This is a genomic window from Streptosporangium amethystogenes subsp. fukuiense, from assembly GCF_042665875.1.
Lineage (GTDB): Bacteria > Actinomycetota > Actinomycetes > Streptosporangiales > Streptosporangiaceae > Streptosporangium > Streptosporangium fukuiense.
The window spans coordinates 8,073,610-8,094,283 of the sequence record NZ_JBHTEE010000001.1 but is presented as its reverse complement, the minus strand read 5'-3'; the positions used below and the strand labels follow the sequence as shown (position 1 = coordinate 8,094,283).

Annotated in this window: 21 protein-coding genes and 2 pseudogenes; 13 read left to right on the top strand and 10 right to left on the bottom strand. The window is 68.5% G+C overall.

The window, feature by feature from the left end:
• Positions 1-202 precede the first annotated feature (202 nt).
• Both ACFQVD_RS35995 and ACFQVD_RS35990 read left to right on the top strand, forming a co-directional pair.
• Positions 203-829, top strand: a complete 627-nt coding sequence (locus ACFQVD_RS35995) for a glyoxalase (RefSeq protein WP_343969114.1) — start codon at positions 203-205, stop codon at positions 827-829.
• Positions 830-918: 89 nt separating this feature from the next.
• Positions 919-1,374 carry a pyridoxamine 5'-phosphate oxidase family protein gene (locus tag ACFQVD_RS35990; RefSeq protein ID WP_343969116.1) on the top strand — a complete coding sequence of 152 codons (456 nt, stop codon included), beginning with the start codon at positions 919-921 and terminating at the stop codon, positions 1,372-1,374.
• A gap of 409 nt (positions 1,375-1,783) precedes the next feature.
• Here ACFQVD_RS35990 and ACFQVD_RS35985 read toward each other — a convergent pair whose 3' ends face one another.
• A complete protein-coding gene (locus ACFQVD_RS35985) occupies positions 1,784-2,692 on the bottom strand; it encodes a WD40 repeat domain-containing protein (protein WP_343969118.1) in 909 nt (302 codons plus the stop codon).
• A 535-nt stretch (positions 2,693-3,227) separates the two neighbouring features.
• Here ACFQVD_RS35985 and ACFQVD_RS35980 point away from each other — a divergent pair.
• Complete coding sequence (locus ACFQVD_RS35980; protein WP_343969120.1) at positions 3,228-3,731, top strand: protein kinase domain-containing protein; 504 nt, start codon at positions 3,228-3,230, stop codon at positions 3,729-3,731.
• Here ACFQVD_RS35980 and ACFQVD_RS35975 read toward each other — a convergent pair.
• Entirely contained in the window at positions 3,707-4,870 is a 1,164-nt protein-coding gene (locus ACFQVD_RS35975) for an RNA-guided endonuclease InsQ/TnpB family protein (protein WP_343969122.1), read from the bottom strand. The two genes, ACFQVD_RS35980 and ACFQVD_RS35975, sit on opposite strands and share 25 nt — an antisense overlap.
• A 64-nt stretch (positions 4,871-4,934) precedes the next feature.
• Between ACFQVD_RS35975 and tnpA the strand changes: the two are divergent.
• The 3 genes and pseudogenes from tnpA to ACFQVD_RS35960 form a co-directional block, all read left to right on the top strand.
• Positions 4,935-5,287 (top strand): annotated as a pseudogene (gene tnpA, locus ACFQVD_RS35970) (IS200/IS605 family transposase); the annotation flags it as partial.
• A gap of 79 nt (positions 5,288-5,366) precedes the next feature.
• Positions 5,367-5,579 (top strand): annotated as a pseudogene (locus ACFQVD_RS35965) (protein kinase domain-containing protein); the annotation flags it as partial.
• 185 nt (positions 5,580-5,764) lie between these two features.
• Complete coding sequence (locus ACFQVD_RS35960; RefSeq protein WP_343969124.1) at positions 5,765-6,928, top strand: WD40 repeat domain-containing protein; 1,164 nt, start codon at positions 5,765-5,767, stop codon at positions 6,926-6,928.
• Between the two features lie 83 nt (positions 6,929-7,011).
• Here the strand turns inward: ACFQVD_RS35960 and ACFQVD_RS35955 are convergent, their stop codons facing one another.
• On the bottom strand, positions 7,012-7,605 hold the full coding sequence (locus ACFQVD_RS35955) for a TetR/AcrR family transcriptional regulator (RefSeq protein ID WP_343969126.1): 594 nt from the start codon (positions 7,603-7,605) through the stop codon (positions 7,012-7,014).
• 72 nt (positions 7,606-7,677) lie between these two features.
• On the opposite strand from ACFQVD_RS35955, the gene ACFQVD_RS35950 reads away from it, so the two are divergent.
• Entirely contained in the window at positions 7,678-8,472 is a 795-nt protein-coding gene (locus ACFQVD_RS35950; protein WP_343969128.1) for an MBL fold metallo-hydrolase, read from the top strand.
• A 197-nt stretch (positions 8,473-8,669) separates the two neighbouring features.
• On the opposite strand, the gene ACFQVD_RS35945 is transcribed toward ACFQVD_RS35950, so the two are convergent.
• Positions 8,670-9,734, bottom strand: coding sequence for a WD40 repeat domain-containing protein (locus tag ACFQVD_RS35945; RefSeq protein ID WP_343969130.1), 1,065 nt, complete (start codon positions 9,732-9,734; stop codon positions 8,670-8,672).
• A gap of 24 nt (positions 9,735-9,758) precedes the next feature.
• Here ACFQVD_RS35945 and ACFQVD_RS35940 point away from each other — a divergent pair, with 24 nt between their 5' ends.
• A complete protein-coding gene (locus ACFQVD_RS35940) occupies positions 9,759-9,908 on the top strand; it encodes a hypothetical protein (RefSeq protein ID WP_343969132.1) in 150 nt (49 codons plus the stop codon).
• Between the two features lie 25 nt (positions 9,909-9,933).
• Here the strand turns inward: ACFQVD_RS35940 and ACFQVD_RS35935 are convergent, their stop codons facing one another.
• The 5 genes from ACFQVD_RS35935 to ACFQVD_RS35915 all read right to left on the bottom strand — a co-directional run bounded on the left by ACFQVD_RS35935 (position 9,934) and on the right by ACFQVD_RS35915 (position 14,471).
• The gene (locus tag ACFQVD_RS35935) at positions 9,934-11,136 is read right to left on the bottom strand and encodes a cytochrome P450 (RefSeq protein ID WP_386273228.1); all 1,203 of its coding nucleotides are present in this window, start codon (positions 11,134-11,136) and stop codon (positions 9,934-9,936) included.
• Between the two features lie 124 nt (positions 11,137-11,260).
• A complete protein-coding gene (locus tag ACFQVD_RS35930; RefSeq protein ID WP_343974657.1) occupies positions 11,261-12,052 on the bottom strand; it encodes an ABC transporter permease in 792 nt (263 codons plus the stop codon).
• Positions 12,049-12,999, bottom strand: a complete 951-nt coding sequence (locus ACFQVD_RS35925; protein ID WP_343974660.1) for an ATP-binding cassette domain-containing protein — start codon at positions 12,997-12,999, stop codon at positions 12,049-12,051. The genes ACFQVD_RS35930 and ACFQVD_RS35925 overlap by 4 nt, the downstream gene beginning before the upstream one ends.
• Positions 13,000-13,020: 21 nt before the next feature.
• Positions 13,021-13,869: a DUF4097 family beta strand repeat-containing protein gene (locus ACFQVD_RS35920; RefSeq protein WP_343974663.1), complete on the bottom strand. Its 849-nt coding sequence runs from the start codon at positions 13,867-13,869 to the stop codon at positions 13,021-13,023.
• 83 nt (positions 13,870-13,952) lie between these two features.
• Positions 13,953-14,471: a YlcI/YnfO family protein gene (locus ACFQVD_RS35915; protein ID WP_343974666.1), complete on the bottom strand. Its 519-nt coding sequence runs from the start codon at positions 14,469-14,471 to the stop codon at positions 13,953-13,955.
• Between the two features lie 95 nt (positions 14,472-14,566).
• Here ACFQVD_RS35915 and ACFQVD_RS35910 point away from each other — a divergent pair, with 95 nt between their 5' ends.
• From ACFQVD_RS35910 to ACFQVD_RS35900, 3 genes are all read left to right on the top strand, one after another.
• Complete coding sequence (locus ACFQVD_RS35910) at positions 14,567-15,925, top strand: barstar family protein (RefSeq protein WP_343974669.1); 1,359 nt, start codon at positions 14,567-14,569, stop codon at positions 15,923-15,925.
• A 171-nt stretch (positions 15,926-16,096) separates the two neighbouring features.
• Positions 16,097-16,504: a PIN domain-containing protein gene (locus ACFQVD_RS35905; protein ID WP_343974672.1), complete on the top strand. Its 408-nt coding sequence runs from the start codon at positions 16,097-16,099 to the stop codon at positions 16,502-16,504.
• Between the two features lie 85 nt (positions 16,505-16,589).
• Entirely contained in the window at positions 16,590-17,009 is a 420-nt protein-coding gene (locus ACFQVD_RS35900; RefSeq protein ID WP_343974675.1) for a VOC family protein, read from the top strand.
• A gap of 87 nt (positions 17,010-17,096) precedes the next feature.
• On the opposite strand, the gene ACFQVD_RS35895 is transcribed toward ACFQVD_RS35900, so the two are convergent.
• Entirely contained in the window at positions 17,097-18,413 is a 1,317-nt protein-coding gene (locus ACFQVD_RS35895) for a UDP-glucose dehydrogenase family protein (protein ID WP_343974678.1), read from the bottom strand.
• A 298-nt stretch (positions 18,414-18,711) separates the two neighbouring features.
• Here ACFQVD_RS35895 and ACFQVD_RS35890 point away from each other — a divergent pair, with 298 nt between their 5' ends.
• Both ACFQVD_RS35890 and ACFQVD_RS35885 read left to right on the top strand, forming a co-directional pair.
• On the top strand, positions 18,712-19,773 hold the full coding sequence (locus ACFQVD_RS35890) for an ABC transporter substrate-binding protein (RefSeq protein ID WP_343974681.1): 1,062 nt from the start codon (positions 18,712-18,714) through the stop codon (positions 19,771-19,773).
• 73 nt (positions 19,774-19,846) lie between these two features.
• Entirely contained in the window at positions 19,847-20,671 is an 825-nt protein-coding gene (locus ACFQVD_RS35885) for an ABC transporter ATP-binding protein (protein WP_343974684.1), read from the top strand.
• The last annotated feature ends 3 nt before the right edge of the window (positions 20,672-20,674 follow it).

The following is a 20,674-nucleotide window of genomic DNA, read 5'->3' as shown; positions in this document are numbered from 1 at the left end:
TGTAGAACCTCGACTTAACTTGAGGGCAAGCCCGAGATCGAACCGCGCTACCGTCCAGGACCCCGGCAAGGTGGATCCGCGAGCCCCTGGCCGATCGAGGCGGCGTCAGGCGATGTGCGCGCCGTCGGGGACGCGAACAGGTGACAGGACCGGTCAGGAATCAAGAAGCGCTGGTCACCGAGCCGCGACTAGCGTCATGGCCATGACATCCATCGAATCCGTCACCCTCGACGTGGCCGACCCCGCAGCCGCCGGCCACTTCTACACCGCCGCCTTCGGTCTGGACACACAGATACGCCTGCGCGCTTCGAAGGCCCCCACCACCGGCTTCCGCGGGTTCACACTGGCCCTCACCGTGTCCCAGCCGTCCACCGTCGACAGCCTCATCGGCACCGCCCTCGACGCCGGCGCCACGACACTGAAGCCCGCCACCAAGTCGCTCTGGGGCTACGGCGGCGTCGTACAGGCCCCGGACGGGACGATCTGGAAGATCGCCACCTCGGCCAAGAAGGACACCGGCCCCGCCACCCGGCAGATCGACGAGATCGTGCTCCTGCTGGGAGTCACGGACGTGGCCGCGAGCAAGAGGTTCTACCTCGACCAGGGCCTTACCGTGGCGAAGAGCTTCGGCCGCATGTACGTCGAGTTCGCCACCGGGTCGAGCCCCGTCAAACTGGCGCTGTACCGGCGCCGCGCCCTCGCCAAGGACGTCGGCGTCGCCCCCGACGGCACCGGATCGCACCGGCTCATGATCGGCGGCGACGCCGGATCCTTCACCGACCCGGACGGGTTCGCCTGGGAGACCACCTCGCCGGCACTCACGCCCTGATGTGCCACCGCCGTCCGCCCTGCCCGGTCGCCGATCACGGAAGGGCGGTGTCCGACGGAGCGAGCCCCCACGAAGTGACTGGAGGAAACATGACAGGCGCGCCGCCGCGTGGACTCAAGGAGAGGCTGCGGGACACTCGCACGAGACTGGAGAGCGACGTCGATCTCTGGGTCGCGACGTCGGGCTCCCCGGGTGGCGCCCACCTCATCCCGCTCTCGTACCTCTGGGACGGGACCGCGTTCCTCATCTCGACGCCGCGCGCCTCGGTCACCGGCCGCAACCTGCTGGCGGACGACCGGGTACGACTCAGCCTCGGGCCGACCCGCGACGTCGTCCTCGTCGACGGCACCGCCGAGCCGGTCGACCTCGCCGACCTCGCCCCGGAGACGGGCGACGCGTTCGCGACCAGGACCGGTTTCGACCCGCGCGAACTCGACGAGCCCTACCAGTACTTCCTGATCCGGCCGCGGCGCGTCCAGGCCTGGCGCGAGGCGAACGAACTGCGCGGGCGCGACCTCATGCGCGACGGCCACTGGCTCGGCTGACCACCCACCCGGCGAACGGCGCGGCCAAGGACGCGGACTTCCAGCGGGGACCCCTCACCCTGCTCCGCACAGATCCCCCGCACCGGTCGCGGAGTCGCCGGGGATCGCACCGGACCGGCTGGGCGGTCAGAGCGACGGCGAGTGCGAGCCCCCTGCCGCACGGTCGCCGAGGCCGGGTCGCTGACCTGCGACCCGGCAGCAAGATAGGCGACCAGGGCACCTGATCGCGGTCCGTTCCTTCCGGGGCGCTGCGCTGAGTCGACGACGGTCGCCGGTGAGATCCCGGTGCCGGCCCAGTTTCTCGACTTTCCGGACACCCCTACGCGCGGGCGCGAGCTCCCCGATCGATCTTTGGGGAGGATCGGAAAGGATTTCGGCGGTAGGGCCGAAGCGGTGATGATCTACTGGGTCAGCGGGTCGGCCACAACTTCACGCTGTTGTCGCTGCTGCTGGTGGCGAGGGTTGTGCCGTCCGGGCTGAAGGCCACCGAGGTGACCCAGTCGGTGTGGTCGGTGAGGGTGGCGATGGCGTGGCGGCCGGCCACGTCCCACAACTGCACCGTGCTGTAGAAGCTGCCGTTGGCGAGGGTTGTGCCGTCCGGACTGAACGCCACCGAGAAGAGCCCGGCGATGTAGCCGGTGAGGGTGGCAATGGTTTCGCGGCCGGCCACGTCCCACAACCGCACCGTGCCGTCGGCGCCGCTGGTGGCGAGGGTTTCGCCGTCCGGGCTGAAGGCCACCGACCAGACATCGCCGGTGTGGCCGGTGAGGGTGGCAATGGTTTCGCGGCCGGCTACGTCCCACAACTTCGCGCTCTTGTCGTGGCTGCTGGTGGCGAGGGTTGTGCCGTCCGGGCTGAAGGCCACCGACTCGATGACGCCGGTGTGGCCGGTGAGGGTGGCAATGATTTCGCGATCGGCCACGTCCCACAACTTCACGCTCCTGTCGCGGCTGCCGGTGGCGAGGGTTGTGCCGTCCGGGCTGAAGGCCACCGAGGTGACAGCGCTGGTGTGGCCGATGAGGGTGGCAACGCTCTGGCGGCCGGCCACGTCCCACAACCGCACCGCGTCGTCGCGACTGCCGGTGGCGAGGGTTTCGCCGTCCGGACTGAAGGCCACCGAGAAGACAAATTCGGTGTGGCCGGTGAGGGTGGCGACGCTCTGGCGGCCGGCCACGTCCCACAACCGCACCGTGTTGTCGTGGCTGCCGGTGGCGAGGGTTGTGCCGTCCGGGCTGAAGGCCACCGAGTAGACCGGCTCGGTGTGGCCGGTGAGGGTGGCGCTCGGTGATCGGCGCTGCTGCGGAGGGATGGTATTCACAGCTGTAGGTGTAGAAGATCACGCTTGAGACTGACTTGAAGGCGTCTGCATCACCTGCCGCCCGCCCGGGCCGAGCAGCTCGCCGGCGGCGAACGGCTCCGGGGTGCGGCCGCATCCGGCGGGCCCGGCATTACCGGGGTGCGCGGAACATCGGAACCGGATCGTGCGCTTGTACGCTCCGTGACGAGCTGTCGCAGATAACTGCCGAGTATTGTCAATCGACAAGCGTCTGCGACCTCCGGCCTCGCACGCCCCGTGGAGCATGGTCTGACAACGCACCACTCCACCTGCCGTACCGAACAAAACCGGAACGAACGTAGCGGCAGTGATCATCAGCCCGCCACAGCAGGTCAGACGCTATTTCGTGGAAAATTTCTGCATTGCTACCGGGACCCCTCATAGTGCCGGGCCGCCACGAACAATGACCGGCATCAGGCGATCACCAAGGAATGCGGATGATTTCCCGGCAATGCCGCTCCCCCATAACGGGCGCGGACCGGATATGGCGTCACGAACAAACAATCTTGTATATCTGATGTCCATGGTGGCGCCGCTGTTACCCAGTGATCCCCGGCAACTCGGTTCCTACTGGCTGGCCCGACGGCTCGGCGCGGGCGGCCAGGGCGTGGTCTACGAGGCCTACGACAGCCTGGGCGACCGGGTGGCGGTCAAGGCGCTGCGCGAGGACTTCATCACCGACGCCTACCGCGACCAGCTGCGCAAGGAGGTCGCGGCGCTCAGCCGGGTGGCCCCCTTCTGCACCGCGCGGATCATCGAGGCCGACCTCGACCACGTTCCCCCGTACCTGGTCAGCGAGTACGTCCCCGGGCCCGATCTGCAGAACCGGGTGGACAAGGACGGGCCCTACCGCCCGGACGACCTGCACCGGCTCGCGGTCGGCATCGCCACCGCGCTGGCGTCCATCTACCAGGCTGGCGTGACGCACCGGGATGTCAGCTTCTCGGCCGTAAACGACCGAGCGTGCAGCTCCTCGCCGTCGATGGGTTCGACGGTTCAGGCCGCGTCGTCGGCAGCGTGACTCACTGCCCAGCCCGTGACACCGCGCAAGGCGATGTTGCGGGCCGCGTTGACGTCGGCGTGCTCAGCGAAGCCGCACGACGTGCAGGAGAAGGTCGCCTGGCCGGGCCGGTTCCTCTTGGCCACGTGCCCGCAGGACGAGCAGGCCTGCGAGGTGTAGGCCGGATCGACGTACACCACGGCGACGCCCTGGCGGGCGGCCTTGTAGGCGATGAAGGAGCCGAGCTGGTGGAAGCTCCACGAATGCAACGTGACCCGCTGGGGCTTGCGGAGCCGTACCCGGTCACGGATGCCCTGGAGGTCTTCCAGGGCGATGCCTTGCCCGGTGCGTGCAGCCTCGGTCACGATGCGTTTGGCGATGATGTGGTTGGTGTTCGCGGCGAACCGGGCCTCGGCCCGGCGACGCCGCTTCAGCAGCCGTTTGGCGGATGTGGTCTGCTTGGCCTGCAGACGGCGGCGCAGCTCGCGGTGACGGTGGCGGACCGCGTTCAGGGTTTTGCCGCTGTGGCGAACCCCGCCACTGGTGGTCGCGATGTTCGCGATCCCCAGATCCACCCCCAGGAATCCATCCGGGGCAGCGACCGGCCGGTCGGGAATATCGCAGGTGGCGATGAGAAACCACCTACCGTCGCGATACAACAGGTCCGATTCGCCCCTGCGGTGGGCGGCCAACGTCGTGAGCTGATCGGCAGAGGCGGTGAACGCCACGCTCTTCATCCGCCCGGCGATCGTCCAGATGCTCACTGTGCGCGCCTCCAACTGCCAGGACAGGCAGCGGTCGTCGAACGGGTGGGCCGCGCCGGGGCGAAAGACGATCGGCGTGGCCAGGGCCCGCTCGCGCCGCGCGGAACCGGGCCTGCCCACGTTGCCGTTGCGGATATTGGCGTGCAGCGTGGCGTAGGCGTCGGCGACCTTCTTGACGACATGCTGCGCGGCTTGGGCCGCCAGCCGGTAGTCGTCCTTGATCTGCCCGTAGGCGTGCCGGCGCAGGTCGTAGTTGCGAAACACCCGCCGCTGGTGGGCGAGCGCTGAGACCCAGGTGGCCGCGGCGTTGACCGCGCGCAAGGTCGCCTCCAGCGCCGCCGCCTGCTCGGGCGTCGGCAGGAGTCTCACCTGCACCACCAGCTTCACAACGCCCAAACTATCCTTTGGCCCATGTCACCGTGATAGGAATCCGACCTGCGCCGGGGCCGGGGCCGAACCGTTGTCCGCACGCTGCGCGTATTCGGTCTTCACACCCGGGTATCGGTGCGGGGTCTTCACCGGCGCACCGCCGCGCCGCTGCGAAGAAATCATGATCGAGGTGTGCGGCTTGTTGAGTTCAACGGCGAGCGCGACCATGTCCGCCTGCTCGTCGGCTGCCCGCCCAAGGTCGTCCTTGCGGCCCTGGTCGATTCCCTCAAGGGCGTCTCGGCCCGCCTGCTGCGCAAGGAGTATCCCACTGTCCGCAGGTATCTGCGGGGCGGCCGCTTGCGGTCTCCGTCCTACGTCGCCGCCTCCCGCGGCGGCGCCCTTTTGCGCCTTGTCAAGAAATACATCGAAAACCAGGAGCGCCCGGACCAACGACCGGACGTTCACAACCCCAGGACCGGGAAGCGATTCCTCCCGGGCGTGAACACCCGGGGTTCCTCGCTAGATAACGCTGAAGCCGGCGAACATCCTGATCGGCCCGGACGGTCCCCGGGTCATCGACTTCGGCATCGCGCGTACCGAGGAGATGTCCCAGAGCGCGACCGGGCAGCTGAAAAGCACCCCGCGCTGGATGACTCCCGAGCTGTTCCGTGGCCACCGTGCCTCACCGGCCGTCGACGTCTGGGCGTGGGGTGCCGTCGTCCTGTTCGCCGCCACGGGCACGCCGCCCTTCGACGGTGACAGCATGTCCGCGCTGATCCACCGGGTCCTTCATCACCGGCCCGAGCTCGATGTGCTGCGGACGACAACATCGGGATCGCCTTCAGCGCCGACGGCAGGTTCGTCGCGGTCGGCGGCACCGTCTGGGGCACCGAGGGTGTCCACGACCAGTCATGGGACATCGTGGGCGAACGCGACGAGCCCGTCTTCAGGTACACCGGCGGCTGCGCCAACCCGGACTTCGGCCCGGGAGACCGCACCCTGCGCTGCGCGGATCACGGCACGGGGACCGTCACCGTCCTGTCTCTCAGCCCCGTCACGGACTCGGTCAAGCTCACCGACGCCTTCGTCGGCTCCACCGCGGTCCTCAGCGAGGACGGCTCGACTCTCGCCGTCGAGTCCCGCCGCGACCTGGAGATCTGGGATCCGGTCAGGCGGGTCAGACGGGGAGCGCTGCCGCTCAACGGTGTCGCGGGCACCAGCGAATCGCTGTTCGCGTTGTCGAGCGACGGAAAGCTCCTGGCGAGCAGCTTCCGCAGCAGCGGGAAGGTCGAGATCTGGGACGTCGCCTCGGCGACCAGGAAGATCACCCTGCGGACCGGGCACGCGATCAGCGACCGGGTGCCCCTCAGGTTCTCGCCTGACGGCAGGACGCTCGCGGTGCTCACCAGCCCCAGCATCAGCTCGACCTTGTTCGAACTGTGGGACGTGGCCTCGGGAGCCCTCCGGGTCAAGTCCGCCGGAATCCCGCTGGAGTTCGGCCAGGGCATCGACAGCGAACTGCGTGTCCTCTTCAGTCCCGACGGGCGGACCGTGCTCTCCGGACCGGACCAGGGTGTCCTCGACGTCGCCACCGGCAGGCGAGTCCTCGCCCCCAACCTCGAAATGAGCCCCGCCAAGGCCCGCAGCCGGGACGGGCTCGTCGTCGTGGTCGACAAGGACAAGATCGGGTTCTGGGACGCGCGGACCCTCCGACACAGGTACGACGTGCTCCCCGGCGCGGAGCCGGGCAACGCCGTCGCCTTCGCTCCCGACGGGAAAGTGCTCGCGCTGGCCGACACCACGGGCCGGATCCGCCTGTGGGATGTTCCGAACAGACGCGCCCTGGGCCTTCCGCTCGCCGGTTTCCTGACACCGAAGGACAAGGCCGGCCCAGACAAGATCACCACCATGGCCTTCTCGGCCGACGGCGCGGTTCTGGCGGCCGTTGACGACGCCGGCCGTTTCCGCACCCACCTCATCGCCCCCGACAAGGTCAAGAGCGCCCTCTGCGCCCTCTTCGGCCCGCTCTCCGAGGCGGACTGGAGGACCCACATTCCGGAGATTCCCTACCGCCGCACCTGCTGACCGACGTCGGGCGCTCCGAGAAACCCGCCGATACCGTCTCCGTCCGATCCAGGAGACAGCCCTTGGACCGCGGGTCAACGCGTTCACCGGGTGATGGCGGCCAGCATGAGACGCCGTGCGCGCGCCGCTGCGGTGGCGTCGGCGAGTAGCTGAATCTCCTGGTCGGCCGACATCGCGATCCCGGTCAGGGTCGTCACGAGGTCGTCCGCGTCCAGCGTCGCGGTGATGTCGCCCGCGGTCCGCGCGATCACGATCTGCTCGCGCAGGAAGGTCCGCCATCGGGTCACGGTGCTGAGCAGGAGGTTCCGCAACTCGCCCGGTCGGCCGTCCAGCTCACAGGACGCGGCGGTGATGAAGCACCCGTTGGGAAACGGGCTGCCGTCCAGGTAGCCGCACCACAGATCGATCAGCACGCGCAGGCGCGGCAGACCCGGCTCCGCCTTCATGCTCGGCGCGACGACGGCGGCGACGAACATGTCGGCCGCCTTGGTCAGCACGGCGGACTGCAGTCCGGCGCGGGAGCCGAAGGGGCCGACGACGCCCGCCTTGCTCATGCCGAGGGTTTCGGCCAGGGAGCCGATGGTCAGCGCGTGGAGGCCGTCACTGGAGGCCTTCGTCACGCCGGTGGCGACGATTCGGTCGCGGGTCAGCTGGGCCGCCTCGGCGGATCTTCTCATGGTTGACCAGTTTAGCAAACGATCGTACGCTATCCAGCTAACGAACGATCGTACGCTAAAGGGGGCCGGAAGATGCGTGTTCGGTGGCTGGGCTGGGCCGGGGTGGAACTGGAAGCGCAGGGTCACAGCGTGGTGATCGACCTGCTCGGCCGCCCGGAGGGGGTGCTGGAGGACACCCCGTTGTCTGCGCCCATGCCGAAGGTCGTCCGGCCGCGCACCGAGGGGGACGTGATCGCCGGGCTGTGCACGCACCTGCACCGAGACCACACCGATGCCGCCGCACTGGCCGAGGCGCTCCGCCCCGATGGCCGGGTGTTGCATCCCGTCTCCTTCGGTGGCGACGACCACGAGAACCTGTGGACGCTCAAGGCCGACCGCGAGCTCGACGAACGGAACCTGTCCCGGCGTCCGATGGGTCTGTGGGAGACCGTCACGATCGGCCCCTTCACGATCGCGGCCGTTCCAGCCGTCGACACCCTGGGTGATCCGCAGGTGTCCTGGGCCGTCGAAGCGGGCGGAAAGCGCGTGCTACACCTGGGCGACAGCATGTTCCACGGCTACTGGTGGCGCGCCGCCCACCGGTTCGGGCCGTTCGACGCGGTGCTCACTCCCATCAACGGGCCGACCGTGTGCTTCCCGCACTGTCAGCCCCCGAGCCCCTATCCGGCCTCGCTCGACGCCGGCCAGGCAGCCGTGGCCGCGCGCCTGCTGGGAGCGAGGGTCGCGGTGCCGATCCACTACGACGGATTCCACATCGACGGCTTCTACGACACGCGGCCCGATGAGCTTTCCCGATTCCTGGACGCGACCTCGGCCGAGACCTATGCGGTCGCCGCCCTCAAGCAGGGCGAGGACCTCGCCCTCTGAGAACTGTTTCCCGGATCGGGAGCCGTGGGGCCATATGATCAAGGTCGCGAGCGTGACGGCGTCCCCGCGCGCGCAAGATCCGTTCACAGAAGTCTGGTTCTGTGATCCCCCGGTGGATCAGCTGGTCCCCAGTCGGCCTCCGGGAAGGATCGGACCGGATTTCGGTGGTAGGGCTGAAGCGGTGATGATCTACTGGGTCAGCGGGTCGGCCACAACTTCACGCTGTTGTTGCTGCTGCCGCTGGCGAGGGTTTCACCGTCCGGGCTGAACGCCACCGAGGAGACCCAGCCGGTGTGGCCGGTGAGGGTGGCGACGGTGTTGCGCCCGGCCACGTCCCACAACCGCACCGTGTAGTCACTGCTGCCGGTGGCGAGGGTTTCGCCGTCCGGGCTGAAGGCCACCGAGAAGACAAAGCCGGTGTGGCCGGTGAGGGTGGCAACGATGTTGCGACCGGCCACGTCCCACAACCGCACCCTGTTGTCGTTGTTGCCGGTGGCGAGGGTTTTGCCGTCCGGGCTGAAGGCCACCGAGTTGACATCGCTGGTGTGGTCGGTGAGGGTGGCGACGGTTTTACGACCGGCCACGTCCCACAACCGCACCGTGTAGTCGCTGCCGCCGGTGGCGAGGGTTTCACCGTCCGAGCTGAAGGCCACCGAGTGGATAGCGGCGTCGTGGTCGGTGAGGGTGGCGACGGTTTTGCGACCGGCCACGTCCCACAACCGCACCGTGCCGTCGTTGCCGCCGGTGGCGAGGGTTTCGCCGTCCTGGCTGAACGCCACCGAGCGGACCCAGTTGGTATGGCCGGTGAGGTTGGCGACGGTTTTACGACCGGCCACGTCCCACAACCGCACCGTGCCGTCGACGTGGCCGGTGGTGAAGGTTTCACCATCCGGGCTGAACGCCACCGAGTTGACAGCGCCGGTGCGGTCGGTGAGGGTGGCGACGGTTTTACGACCGGCCACGTCCCACAACCGCACCGTGCCGTCGAGGCTGGCGGTGGCGAGGGTTTCGCCGTCCTGGCTGAACGCCACCGAGCGGACCCAGTTGGTATGGCCGGTGAGGTTGGCGCTCGGTGCGAGGTTGGTGGCGCTCGGTGTGGGGTCGGAGGCGCTCGGTGTGGGGTCGGGGATGACCGGTATCGGTATGACGGTGGTGCAGGCGGCCATGGTCGGCACACCGACCGCTGCCAGGGCGCCGAGCCCGCCCAGGAGCAGGGTGCGGCGAGATAGTGATCGGCGCTGCCGCGGAGAAGTCGTAGTCACACCCCTAGCTGTAGAAGATCGCGCTTGAGACCGACTTGGAGATGCCTGCATCACCTGCTGCCCGCCCGGGCCGAGCAGCTCGCCGGCGGCGAGCGGCACTACGCCGCCTACCTGGAGGATGCCGACGGATTCGAGGTCGAACTCGTCGCCCCCGGAACATCACGTCAGGACTGACGCCGCCCCACGGCTCCGTTGGTACTCATGCCACGTCCCAGGTGACCGGGAGGCTCTTCACCCCGTAGATGTCCGCGCTCTCCGGGCGCAGGGCGACCTCCTCGGCCGGTACGGCCAGGCGCAGCGTGGGGAAGCGGTTGAGCAGCGCGGGGAGCGCGACCCGCATCTCGACGCGGGCCAGTTGCTGGCCCAGGCACTGGTGGATGCCGTGGCCGAAGGCCAGATGTCCGCCGTCCTGCCTGTGCAGGTCGAGCACGTGGGGGTCGGCGAAGCGCTCGGGGTCGCGGTTGGCGGTGTTGTACGACAGGATGACCATCGAGCCGGCCCTGATGGTCTGGCCGCCCAGCTCGACGTCCTCCAGCGCGACCCGGTGGAACTGCTTGGCGACGCTCAGATACCGCAGCAGTTCCTCCACCGCGCGGTCGGTGAGCGTGGGGTCGGCGCGCAGCGCGGCCAGTTGCTCCGGGTTCCGCAGCAGCGCGAAGGTGCCCAGCGCGAGCATGTTGGCGGTGGTGTCGAACCCGGCTGAGAGCAGGATCAGGGCCATGCCCTTCAGCTCCTCGTCGGTCAGGTCGCTGTCGAGCAGGTCGCTGAGCACGTCGTCGGTGGGGTTGGCGCGCTTGGCGGCCACCAGTTCGGCGAGGTAGTCCTGGGTCGCGGTGTAGGCCGCGAACATTTCCTCGTCGCCGGCTTCTCCACCGAGGAACGTGTCGATGTTCTCCTGGAAGCGGCCCCGGTCCTCGTAGGGCACGCCCAGCAGCTCACAGATGATGACGGAGGGGATGGGCTTGGCGAACGCGGTCACCAGGTCGGCCGTCGGGCCGGCCTGCTCCATGGCGTCCAGGTGCTCGGCGGTGACCTGCTCGACGCGCTCGGTGAGCTGCCGCATCCGCCGTACGGTGAACCTGCCCACCAGGGGTTTGCGGTAGCGGCTGTGCTGTGGCTCGTCCATCAGCAGGAACTCGCCGGGCGGTGCCGGGGGCACCTCGATGTCGCCGTAGTCGACCAGCGGGTGGTGGCGCATGAGCTCCCTGCGCGAGCTGAATCGAGGGTCGGCCAGGATCGACCGCACCAGGTCGTAGCCGGTGACCAGCCGGCCCTGGTGACCGTCGGGGAAGGTGTAGCGGCTGATCGGGCCGTGCTCGCGGGCGTCGAGCAGTTCCTTGGGCGGGTCGAAGGGACAGCCGGGCGGGCGCGCGTTCGGCAGCGTGGTGACGATGTGTTCCATGGTCGTTCCTCTTCTCGGCTTGGGGGTCACTCGAAATTCCCGTCAACCGCGGGAAGTGCATGAGCTGAACCGGGTGTCCACGAGTTGAGGCGCGGCTTGGCGGGTGGACTCGCGGACACCCGGCTCAGCGGGTGGACTCGCGGTTGAACAGCTTCTTCGACCACAGGTAGCCGCCGAGCGCGATGGCGACGCACCAGCCGACCGCGATGGCGGCGTTGTCGCCGATCGGCGTGCCCATCAGCAGGCCGCGCAGGGTCTCGATGAGCGGCGTGAACGGCTGGTACTCGGCGAACCAGCGCAACACGGTGGGCATCGAGTCGGTCGGGACGAACCCGCTGCCCAGGAACGGGAGCAGCAGCAGCGGCAGACCGACGTTGCTGGAGGACTCGACGGTCTTGCTGGCCAGGCCGAACGCGACCGCCAGCCAGATGAAGGCGAAGGCCATCATCACCAGGACAGCGACGAGGGCGAGCCAGTCGCCGGGCCCCGCCGACGGCCGGAAGCCGATCAGCAGCGCGACGCCGATGACCGCCGCGATGCTGAGCATCGTCTGGATGAGGCTGCCGATGACGTGCCCGGTCAGGACGGACACCCGGGCGATGGCCATGGTGCGGAACCGGTCGACGATGCCCTCGGTCATGTCCATCGCGATCGAGATGGTGGTGCCCTGGATCGCGGCGGTGATCGTCATCAGGATGATCGCGGGGGTGACGTAGTTGACGTACTCCGCGCGTCCGCCGGAGACGCCACCGAGCCCGGCGCCGAGCGTGCCGCCGAAGACGTAGACGAACAGCAGCAGGAAGACGATCGGCATGCCGATGAGCTGCAGTGTCATGGACGGGTAGCGCACCATGCGCTTGAGGTTGCGGCGAAGCATCGTCGCCGAGTCGGTCAGGGCGTATGACACGGTGCTCATCGTGCGGTCACCTTCTCCTTGTTGCCGGTGAGAGCGAGGAAGACGTCGTCGAGGTCGGGGGTGTGCACGCTGAGCGAGTCGACCTCGACCGCGTTCTGGTCGAGCCGGTCGAGCAGCGCCTTCAGCGACCTGAGACTGCCGTCGTGCGGTACGCGCAGGGCGAGCGTGTCGCTGTCGCGGGACACCTGGCCCACGGCGCGCGCGGCGGATTCGAGGTCGCGCTCGTCGGCGAACCGCAGCAGGACGTGGCCGCCGGGAATGCGCCGCTTGAGCTCGTCCGCGGTGCCCTCGGCGACGATCCTCCCGTGGTCGAGCACCGCGATCCGGTCGGCGAGCTCGTCGGCCTCCTCCAGGTACTGGGTGGTGAGGAAGATGGTGACGCCACCCGCCACGAGCTCCCGCACGATCTGCCACATGGCGCGGCGGCTGCGCGGGTCCAGCCCGGTGGTCGGCTCGTCGAGGAAGATCACCTGCGGTGAGCCGACCAGCGTCATCGCGAGGTCGAGCCGCCGCCGCATCCCGCCGGAGTAGGTCGCCGCCGTCTTCTCGGCCGCATCGGCGAGGTCGAACTGTTCGAGCAGCCGGGCGGTCCTGCGCCTGCCCGCCTTCCGGCCGAGGCGGTGCAGATCCGCCATCAGGGTCAGGTTCTCCTGGCCGGTCAGCAGGTTGTCGACCGCCGAGAACTGGCCGGTGACGCCGATCGCGGCGCGCACCGCGTCCGGCTCGGCGGACAGGTCGTGACCCGCGATCCGCGCGCTGCCCCCGTCGGCGCGGATCAGGGTGGACAAGATCTTGACCGTGGTGGTCTTGCCGGCGCCGTTGGCGCCGAGCAGCGAGAAGACGGTGCCGCGCGGGACGTTCAGGTCGACGCCGTCGAGCACGACGTGGTCGCCGTACGAGCGGCGCAGTCCGGTGGCCGTGATCGCGGATTGGGATGGCATGGTCATGTGAACCCCTTCGGGATCTGGTCAGGAACGGCGGACGGTGATGTCGCCGAACGACGTGCGTGCACGGACTTCGACGCTCTGCTCGGACTGCTCCGGCGCTTGGCTGAGACCCTCCAGCCCGTTCTCCACCCGCCCGTGCGAGGTGTTCAGGTCGAGCCAGGCGGCGGTGCCGGCGGCGACACCGATTTCGAGGTGGCCGGTCGAGGTCTGCAGCGTGACGGTGCCGCGCGTGACCTGGCCGACGCGAATGGTCCCGTTGGAGGTCTTGGCGTCCACCATGGCGTCGGACCGGTCGACGAAGATGTCGCCGTTGGCCGAGCGCACCCGCAACTCGCCGGTGACGGTGCCGAGGTCGGTGGTGCCGTTGGAGTTCTTGACGACGGCGGTGCCGCCGATCTCGCCGAGGTGCACGCGCCCGGTGCCGGTGGAGACCTCGGCGTCGCCTGCGACCGTTTCGACGGTGATGTCGCCACCGGAGGTGTCCAGTCGAAGCGGTCCGGTTCGGTCGAGGCGGAAATGCCCGGCCGATGTCTTGAGCCGGCACTCCCCCAGCGTGCCGACGCCGCGCAGGTCCGCCACCGATAGGTCCGCGTGCACGTGCGAGCCGGTGGGAAGTTCGATCAGCACGTCGACCGATCTGGTCTTCTTGGAGAAGTCGAGGATGCGGGCCTTCGGCCCACGGACCGTCAACGTGCCGTTGGCGTACTCGACGCGTGTCTTCTGCGCGGCGTCCACATCGGACTCGTCGGACTCGTCGCTCGGTCGTATCTCGACGACGGTGTCGGTCCGGTCGCTCGCGATGATCCGCACGTCACCGACGGAGAGTTCGATCGTGGCGGAGATCGGTTCCGGCGTGGCGAAAACAGGCATGGCTGTCCCCTCGGAATGGGTCGGAAGAACATCTCCGCTGGTCGGAGACGTAGGAAGAAAGTGGTTCTGGGTGTCGGCGTGGGCTAGCGGGCCCAGCCGGTGTAACGCTGCGCGCCACGCTTGCCGCGCCGGTCGGAGCTTTGGTCGCGCTCCGGGGCACGCAGCGCGGTCGAGGCGGCCCGCACCAGCCAGGCGTTGAGCGAGCGCCCCTCCTTGCCCGCCGCCTCCTCGATAGCGGCCTTGAGCTGTTCCGGGAGGCGGACGTTGATCCGTGTCACCGGGCCGTCCTCGAAGCTCGCCGCGGCGTCGTCGGCCGACAGCGCGCCCGGATCCGGGGTGTCGGCAAGTGGCTGCTCCGCCTGGCGGACCGTCACGACGAAGTTCGGGTCACGTCCACGCAGGTGCACCTGGACCGAACCGGGAGCCAGGTCTCGGGTGATCTCGTCGGCGGCCGCCGACAACGCCTCCAGCAGGGTGAGCCGGATCGCCGACTCCATCGACACGGTCAACCGCTCGATCAGCCTGCCGGCGTCGTCATCACCGGTCTCGACGGCGGTCAGCAGCTCGCGACCGAGGGAGGCCACATACGGGGTCAAGTCCATGGCATCACTATGGCACACCACGGTGCCACCAACAAGCCATATTGGCTCAGATTGGCATCACTTTGGCTCAAGCTGGATGTTCAGCCGATATCGACGTGGCGGTCGCGATCATCCTGCTCATCGCAGTCGACCAGATCGGCGACCTCCGCCGAGGAGGCACGGAAGCAGCGGGCGGGTGTGGCGAAACAGGTGGCCCGATCGGTCACCAGAGCAAAGGAGAAGTTCAGTGGTTAGAGTCTGTCGCGATGACAATTCCTGCTTTGCCGGGCGCGCGATGGCTGCTGCTGGACGAATACACCGGTGAGGTGGGTGAGGCGGACGTCGTTGTGGGCGTGTGCTACGAGATCGACGGGCTCTTCGTTGACCCCTTGCCCATCCCCCCGCCCGAGACGTTCACTTTGCTCGGCTGCGACCCGGCGGGGCCGCTGCGGGACGTGCTGGGGCATCTGGGGACCGAGCGGGCGTGGCTGCCCAGCATCGCCCTGTTTCCCGTCCACCGGCAGCGGCCTGCCAGATGCCTGTGGGACGAGCATGGATGCACCTGCGTGGAAGAGCTCATCGACGTCACCGTGGTCGGCCGGCGCCCGTCCGCGACGCAGGAGGGCCTGGTTGACCTCGACCTAAGCGGATATATTCGGCTGCTTCCGGAATGGGGGCTGCCTGAGGACAAGCCGGACGTGACAGGGTTCCGCCTGGCCGCGCTCGATGATGAGAAGCTCGGCGAGTGCCTGGACGTCGCCGACGTCTTCCGCAAGCGGCCCTCCCCGCCCGTCCGGCCAGTGACCCTGATCGGCTTCCGACCCGAAGCGCCGTGGACAGGGACCATCGAAGGACGGAAGATCACGGCGTCCATCATGACCCTTCAATGTGACGGCCGCACCGCCGGAGGGGCCGGACTGCTGTCAGCCACCGTCGTCACCGCCCGCCCGTCGAAGTTGGGCGACGGCCTGCTGGACATCACCCTCGACGGCGGGATCGAGGAGCCGACACCGAGCGGCGCCCGCGAAATCTTCCAGACGTGGTACGACGGCGGCCCGGCCGAATCCAACCTGTGGGCACGCTACGACCGGCTGCTGCAGCACGAATGGTCCGGCTTGGCGCTCTGTCACCGTCCTCAGGGCCTGCCTGACAAACCGACCGAAGCGACGTATCACCTCGACGGCCGTTTCGTCACCGACATCGATGCCTTCTACTGTGCAATCGGGGAGGCGATCAACGGTCCCGGCGGCTACTTCGGCTGGAACCTCGATGCTCTGGACGACTGTCTTAGGGGTGGATGGGGTGCCACCAGCCCGTTCCGGCTGGTCTGGCACCACTCCGACGTGGCCCGCCGCCACCTCGCCGCCGGGTATGACCGGCCGGCCCACCGCCTGCGCGACTGGGGGCCGAGCATCGGACTGGACGACCTCCTGAGGATCTTCTCCGAGCACGATATCGAGGTCGAGTTCCGCTAACCCATCACCGCTGCCCATCGGGAGCGGCGGGCGCTTTAGATGGCCTCGGTGTAATGGTCGAAAATCCAATGGATGTCGCTGACCAGGGTCGACACGGAGCACCTGGACGAGATCAGCGACACCCTCGCCCCCGCCCACCGCACCCACTGACGGTAGCGCAGCGCCGAAGCGGTGTTCAGTGGAATCTTCACCCGAGAGGCCGAGATGGTCGCCTCTCCCCTGGTCGAAGCCGAGATCCTGTGCAACGGCAACGCACGCCTACACCGGGAACGTTCCGAGAAGGTACGCGAGCTGCTCCGAACCTGGTTCATCGCACGTGGCACCCTATGGGTTGACATAAACCGATACCTCGTCCACGAAGCCATTCACCTCCGTGATGCTTACGGATCGCAGCACGAAAAAGGCTCGAAACCCTTCGGCGCGGCCAACGCACTGCATCTGGCAGCCGCACTACGCGCGAAGTGCGGCTATTTCATGACATGCGATGAGGGTTTCCCCCTCGGACAGACCATTGACGGGATGAAGATCATCCGCCCTGACATCGTGTGGCCGGAAAAACTACCGCTGGAGATGGCGTAGAGGCCCGAAGGCTCCGACAAAGTGGTCGGGCCCGAGTGCGGTTCGAGTACGCCATCCTGGTCGGACGTACGGAAGGGATCGCGGGATGAGCAAGGTGACCACCGGCATGCTGCACCATGTCGAGCTCTGGGTGCCCGACCTGCCACGGGCCGTCGCCGGCTGGGGGTGGCTGCTGGGCGAGCTGGGCTACACCATCTTCCAGGACTGGGCCGACGGGCGCAGCTGGCGGCTCGGCTGCACCTATCTGGTCCTTGAGCGGTCGCCCGCTCTCAGCGCGGACGAACACGACCGACGCCGCCCCGGCCTGAACCATCTCGCCTTCCACGTCGAGAGCCGGGCCATGGTCGACGCCCTGGCCGAGCGGGCACCGCGGCACGGCTGGACCCTGCTGTTCCCGGAACGTCACCCCCATGCCGGCGGCGAGCGACACTACGCCGCCTACCTGGAGGACACCGACGGATTCGAGGTCGAGCTCGTCGCCCCCGAGACATCAGGTCAGGACTGACGCCGCCCCACGGCTCCGGTCGCGTGACACGTACCGCGGCGTGGCCCTGGAACCGCCTGGACGGCATGCCTTCCTCGGCCGCCGCGCCTACGGGCGCTGGGGCCGGCGGCCTAGTTGCCAGACCTCCCAGCCGGCGGCGAGCCACGGCCCCGGCTCGACGGTGTTGCGCACGTCCACCAGCACCCGGTGGCGCACCAGGTCGGCGGTGGTCGCGGGGAGCTCGGGATCGGCGGTGAACTCCGGCCACTCGGTGGCGAGCACGACGAGATCGGCGTCCGTGATGGCCTGCTCGGCGGTGTCGGCGTAGCCGAACTCGGGGTGCAGCTCGCGGGTGGCGGCGATGGCCTCGGGGTCGTAGATGACCGGTGTCGCGCCGCGTTCGGCCAGTCTCTCGGCCAGGCGCAGGGCGGGCGAGTCGCGTACGTCGCTGGTCCCGGCCTTGAAGGCCGTGCCGAGGAACGCGATGGTCCGGCCGTCGATCGGACCGCCGTGCGCTCTCTCGATCAGCCTGATCGCCGCCGGGATCCGGTCGGCGTTGATCGAATCGACGGCCGTCAGGAATCCGTGCGCGTTCCGCGCGCCCAGCTCACCGACGCGGTGCGTGAAGTCCGTGACGTCCTTGGGCCCGGCGCCGATGCCCGGCCGCATCCCGCCGTCCCCGATCCGCCGGTCGACGCCGATCGCGTGGGCGACCATGTTCACGTCCGCTCCGACGTACTCGCACACCTCGGCTATCGCGTTGATGAACGAGATCTTCGTGGTCAGGAACGCGTTCGCGGCCGACTTGATCACCTCTGCCGTGGGCGGGTCCGTGAGGATCAACCCCACCCCGTGGTCGAGGATCGGCGCGTACACCTCCTCGACCGCCTCTCGGGCCTGCCGGGAGGTCAGACCGGCCACGATCCGGTCGGGGAGCAGGGAGTCCCGCACGGCGTGCCCCTCGCGTAGGAACTCCGGATTCCAGACCAGTTCCACGTTCGCGACCCGCGCGTCAGCGTCGATGATCTTCTGGAGCCGTTCGACGGTGCCGACCATCACCGTGCTCCTGCCGACGATCGTGGCCGGCCTGTTCAGCAGCGGGACCAGCGACCGCACCGCCTCGATCACCTGGGTCATGTCGTAGCCGTGGCCGTCCGCGCGCAGCGGGGTGCCGACCGCGATGAAGTGCAGGTCGGCGAAGTCCGCGGCCTCCCGCAGATCGGTGGTGAAACGGAGCCGGCCGGAGGCGGTGTGCCGGACCAGGAGGTCCTCGAAGCCCTCCTCGAAGAAGGGGGCGATGCCGTTGCCCAGGGCTTCGCACCTGCCGGGGTCCGACTCGACGCCGATCACCTCATGGCCGATCTCGGCCATCGCGACGGCGTGCGGAGCGCCGAGGTGACCGCATCCGATCACGGAAACGCGCATCGTGGCTCCTGTCCGTTGGCTTCCTCGGGCGCATCCAGGACGCGCCCCAAGAAGTTATCGCGTGCCGGGGTAGCGAAGTGTCGGCTCTGTGGCTTTTCACAGCTCGGAGTCCAGAAGTCGGCGCGGCTTTGGGGACGAACCTCATGCCGTCGGCCGTACGGTCCCGTCGGCGGCGGCGCACCGAGAAACACGAACCGGTAACAACTCGCACCCGTATGGTCACCGCGCTTGACAGGAGGGCCCGTTTGCCATTTTATGCACTTAACCGACTTATTAAGTAGGAATTAAGGAGTAACCAATGAGGGTTCGCAGGCTCCGGGGGACGGCAGTGGCGCTGGCCGCGGTCACGGTGACAGCCCTCGCGGCGGCCTGCGGAGGAGGCGGGGGGTCCTCCGGCGGCGACACGGCGAAGGCGACGACCGAGGTCCGCCTCGGTTTCTTCCCGAACATCACGCACTCCACGGCCCTGGTCGGGGTGCAGAAGGGTTTCTTCGCCAAGGCGCTCGGCAGCGACACGACGTTGAAGGTCTCGACCTTCAACGCCGGACCGGCCGCGACCGAGGCGATCTTCTCCGACGCCATCGACGCGACCTACATCGGGCCGAACCCGGCCATCAACGCCTGGGCGAAGTCCAAGGGCGAAGCCATCAAGATCGTCGCAGGCGCGGCGTCCGGCGGCGTTTTCCTCGTGGTCAAGCCCGAGATCAACGGCGTCGAGGACCTCAAGGGCAAGAAGATCGCCACGCCTCAGCTCGGCAACACCCAGGACGTCGCGCTGCGCTACTGGCTCCAGGAGAAGGGGATCAAGACCGACACCAAGGGCGGCGGCGAGGTCTCGATCCTCCCCCAGGAGAACGCCCAGACCCTGCAGACCTTCGCCACCGGCGACATCGACGGCGCCTGGGTGCCCGAGCCCTTCGCGAGCCGCCTGGTCCAGGAGAGCAAGGGCAAGATCCTCCTCGACGAGACCGAACTCTGGCCGAACAAGCAGTTCGTGATCACGCACCTGATCGTGCGGCAGCAGTTCCTCAAGGAGCACCCCGACCTGGTGAGGAAGCTGATCGAGGCGCACGTCGAGTCCAACGCCTTCATCCAGTCGGACCCGGCGGGCGCCAAGGAGGCGATCAACGCGGAGCTGAAGGAGCTGAGCGGCAAGCCCATCGCGGACGCGGTCCTGGACAGCGCGTTCGGCAACATCACCTTCACCAACGACCCGATCGCGTCCTCCCTGCACGGCAGCGCCGACCACGCCCAGAAGGTCGGCCTGCTCGACCCGGTGGACCTGAACGGCATCTACGACCTGACGATCCTCAACGAGGTCCTGGCGGCCAAGAGCCAGCCCGCGGTGAGCGACAAGTGATCGAGCACAGAACAGCAGAGTGGAAGCGGCGCCCCCGGTCAGGGGCCGGCGAGCCGCTGGTCAGGGAGGCGAAGTGACAGCTCCGATACAGGAGCTGCGCCCCGGCCGGACCGACGGGCACGAGCCCGCGGTCCGGCTGGACGCGGTTTCCAAGGTGTACGGCAGAGAGCTCCTGGCCCTGGACCAGGTCACGCTCTCGGTGGACCAGGGCGAGTTCGTCTGCCTGCTGGGCGCGTCCGGCTGCGGCAAGAGCACGCTGCTCAACCTCGTCGCCGGCCTGGACCGCCCCACGGCCGGAGAGATCGACACCAGGGACGCCCGCATCGCGATGATGTTCCAGGAGCCCGCCCTGTTCCCCTGGCTCACGGTCTCGGGGAACATCGAGCTGGCGCTCCGGGTGACGAGCTCGGGCAGGAACACCACGAAGAAGGAGCGCCGCGCGCGGGCGGCGGAGCTCCTGGAGATCGTGCACCTCGGCGGCTTCGGCGGCAAGCGCCCGCACGAGCTGTCCGGCGGCATGCGCCAGCGGGTCGCGCTCGCCAGGGCCCTCGCCCAGGAGGCCGACGTGCTCCTCATGGACGAGCCCTTCGGCGCCCTCGACGCCATGACCCGTGACCTGCTCCACGACGAGCTGGAGCGGATCTGGCGGGAGCGGGAGCTGTCCGTCCTGTTCGTCACCCACAACGTGCGCGAGGCCGTACGGCTCGGCGACCGGGTCGTCCTGCTGAGCAGCAGGCCCGGCAAGGTGATCGAGGAATTCCCGGTGGCGCTGCCGCGGCCACGCCGTACCGACTCCGCCGAAGTGGCCGAACTGGCCTCCACCATCACCGACAGACTGCGCCAGGAGGTGCTGCGCCACGCCAGGCCGGCGGCGCAGGGACCGGGAAGCGGCGAGTGACCG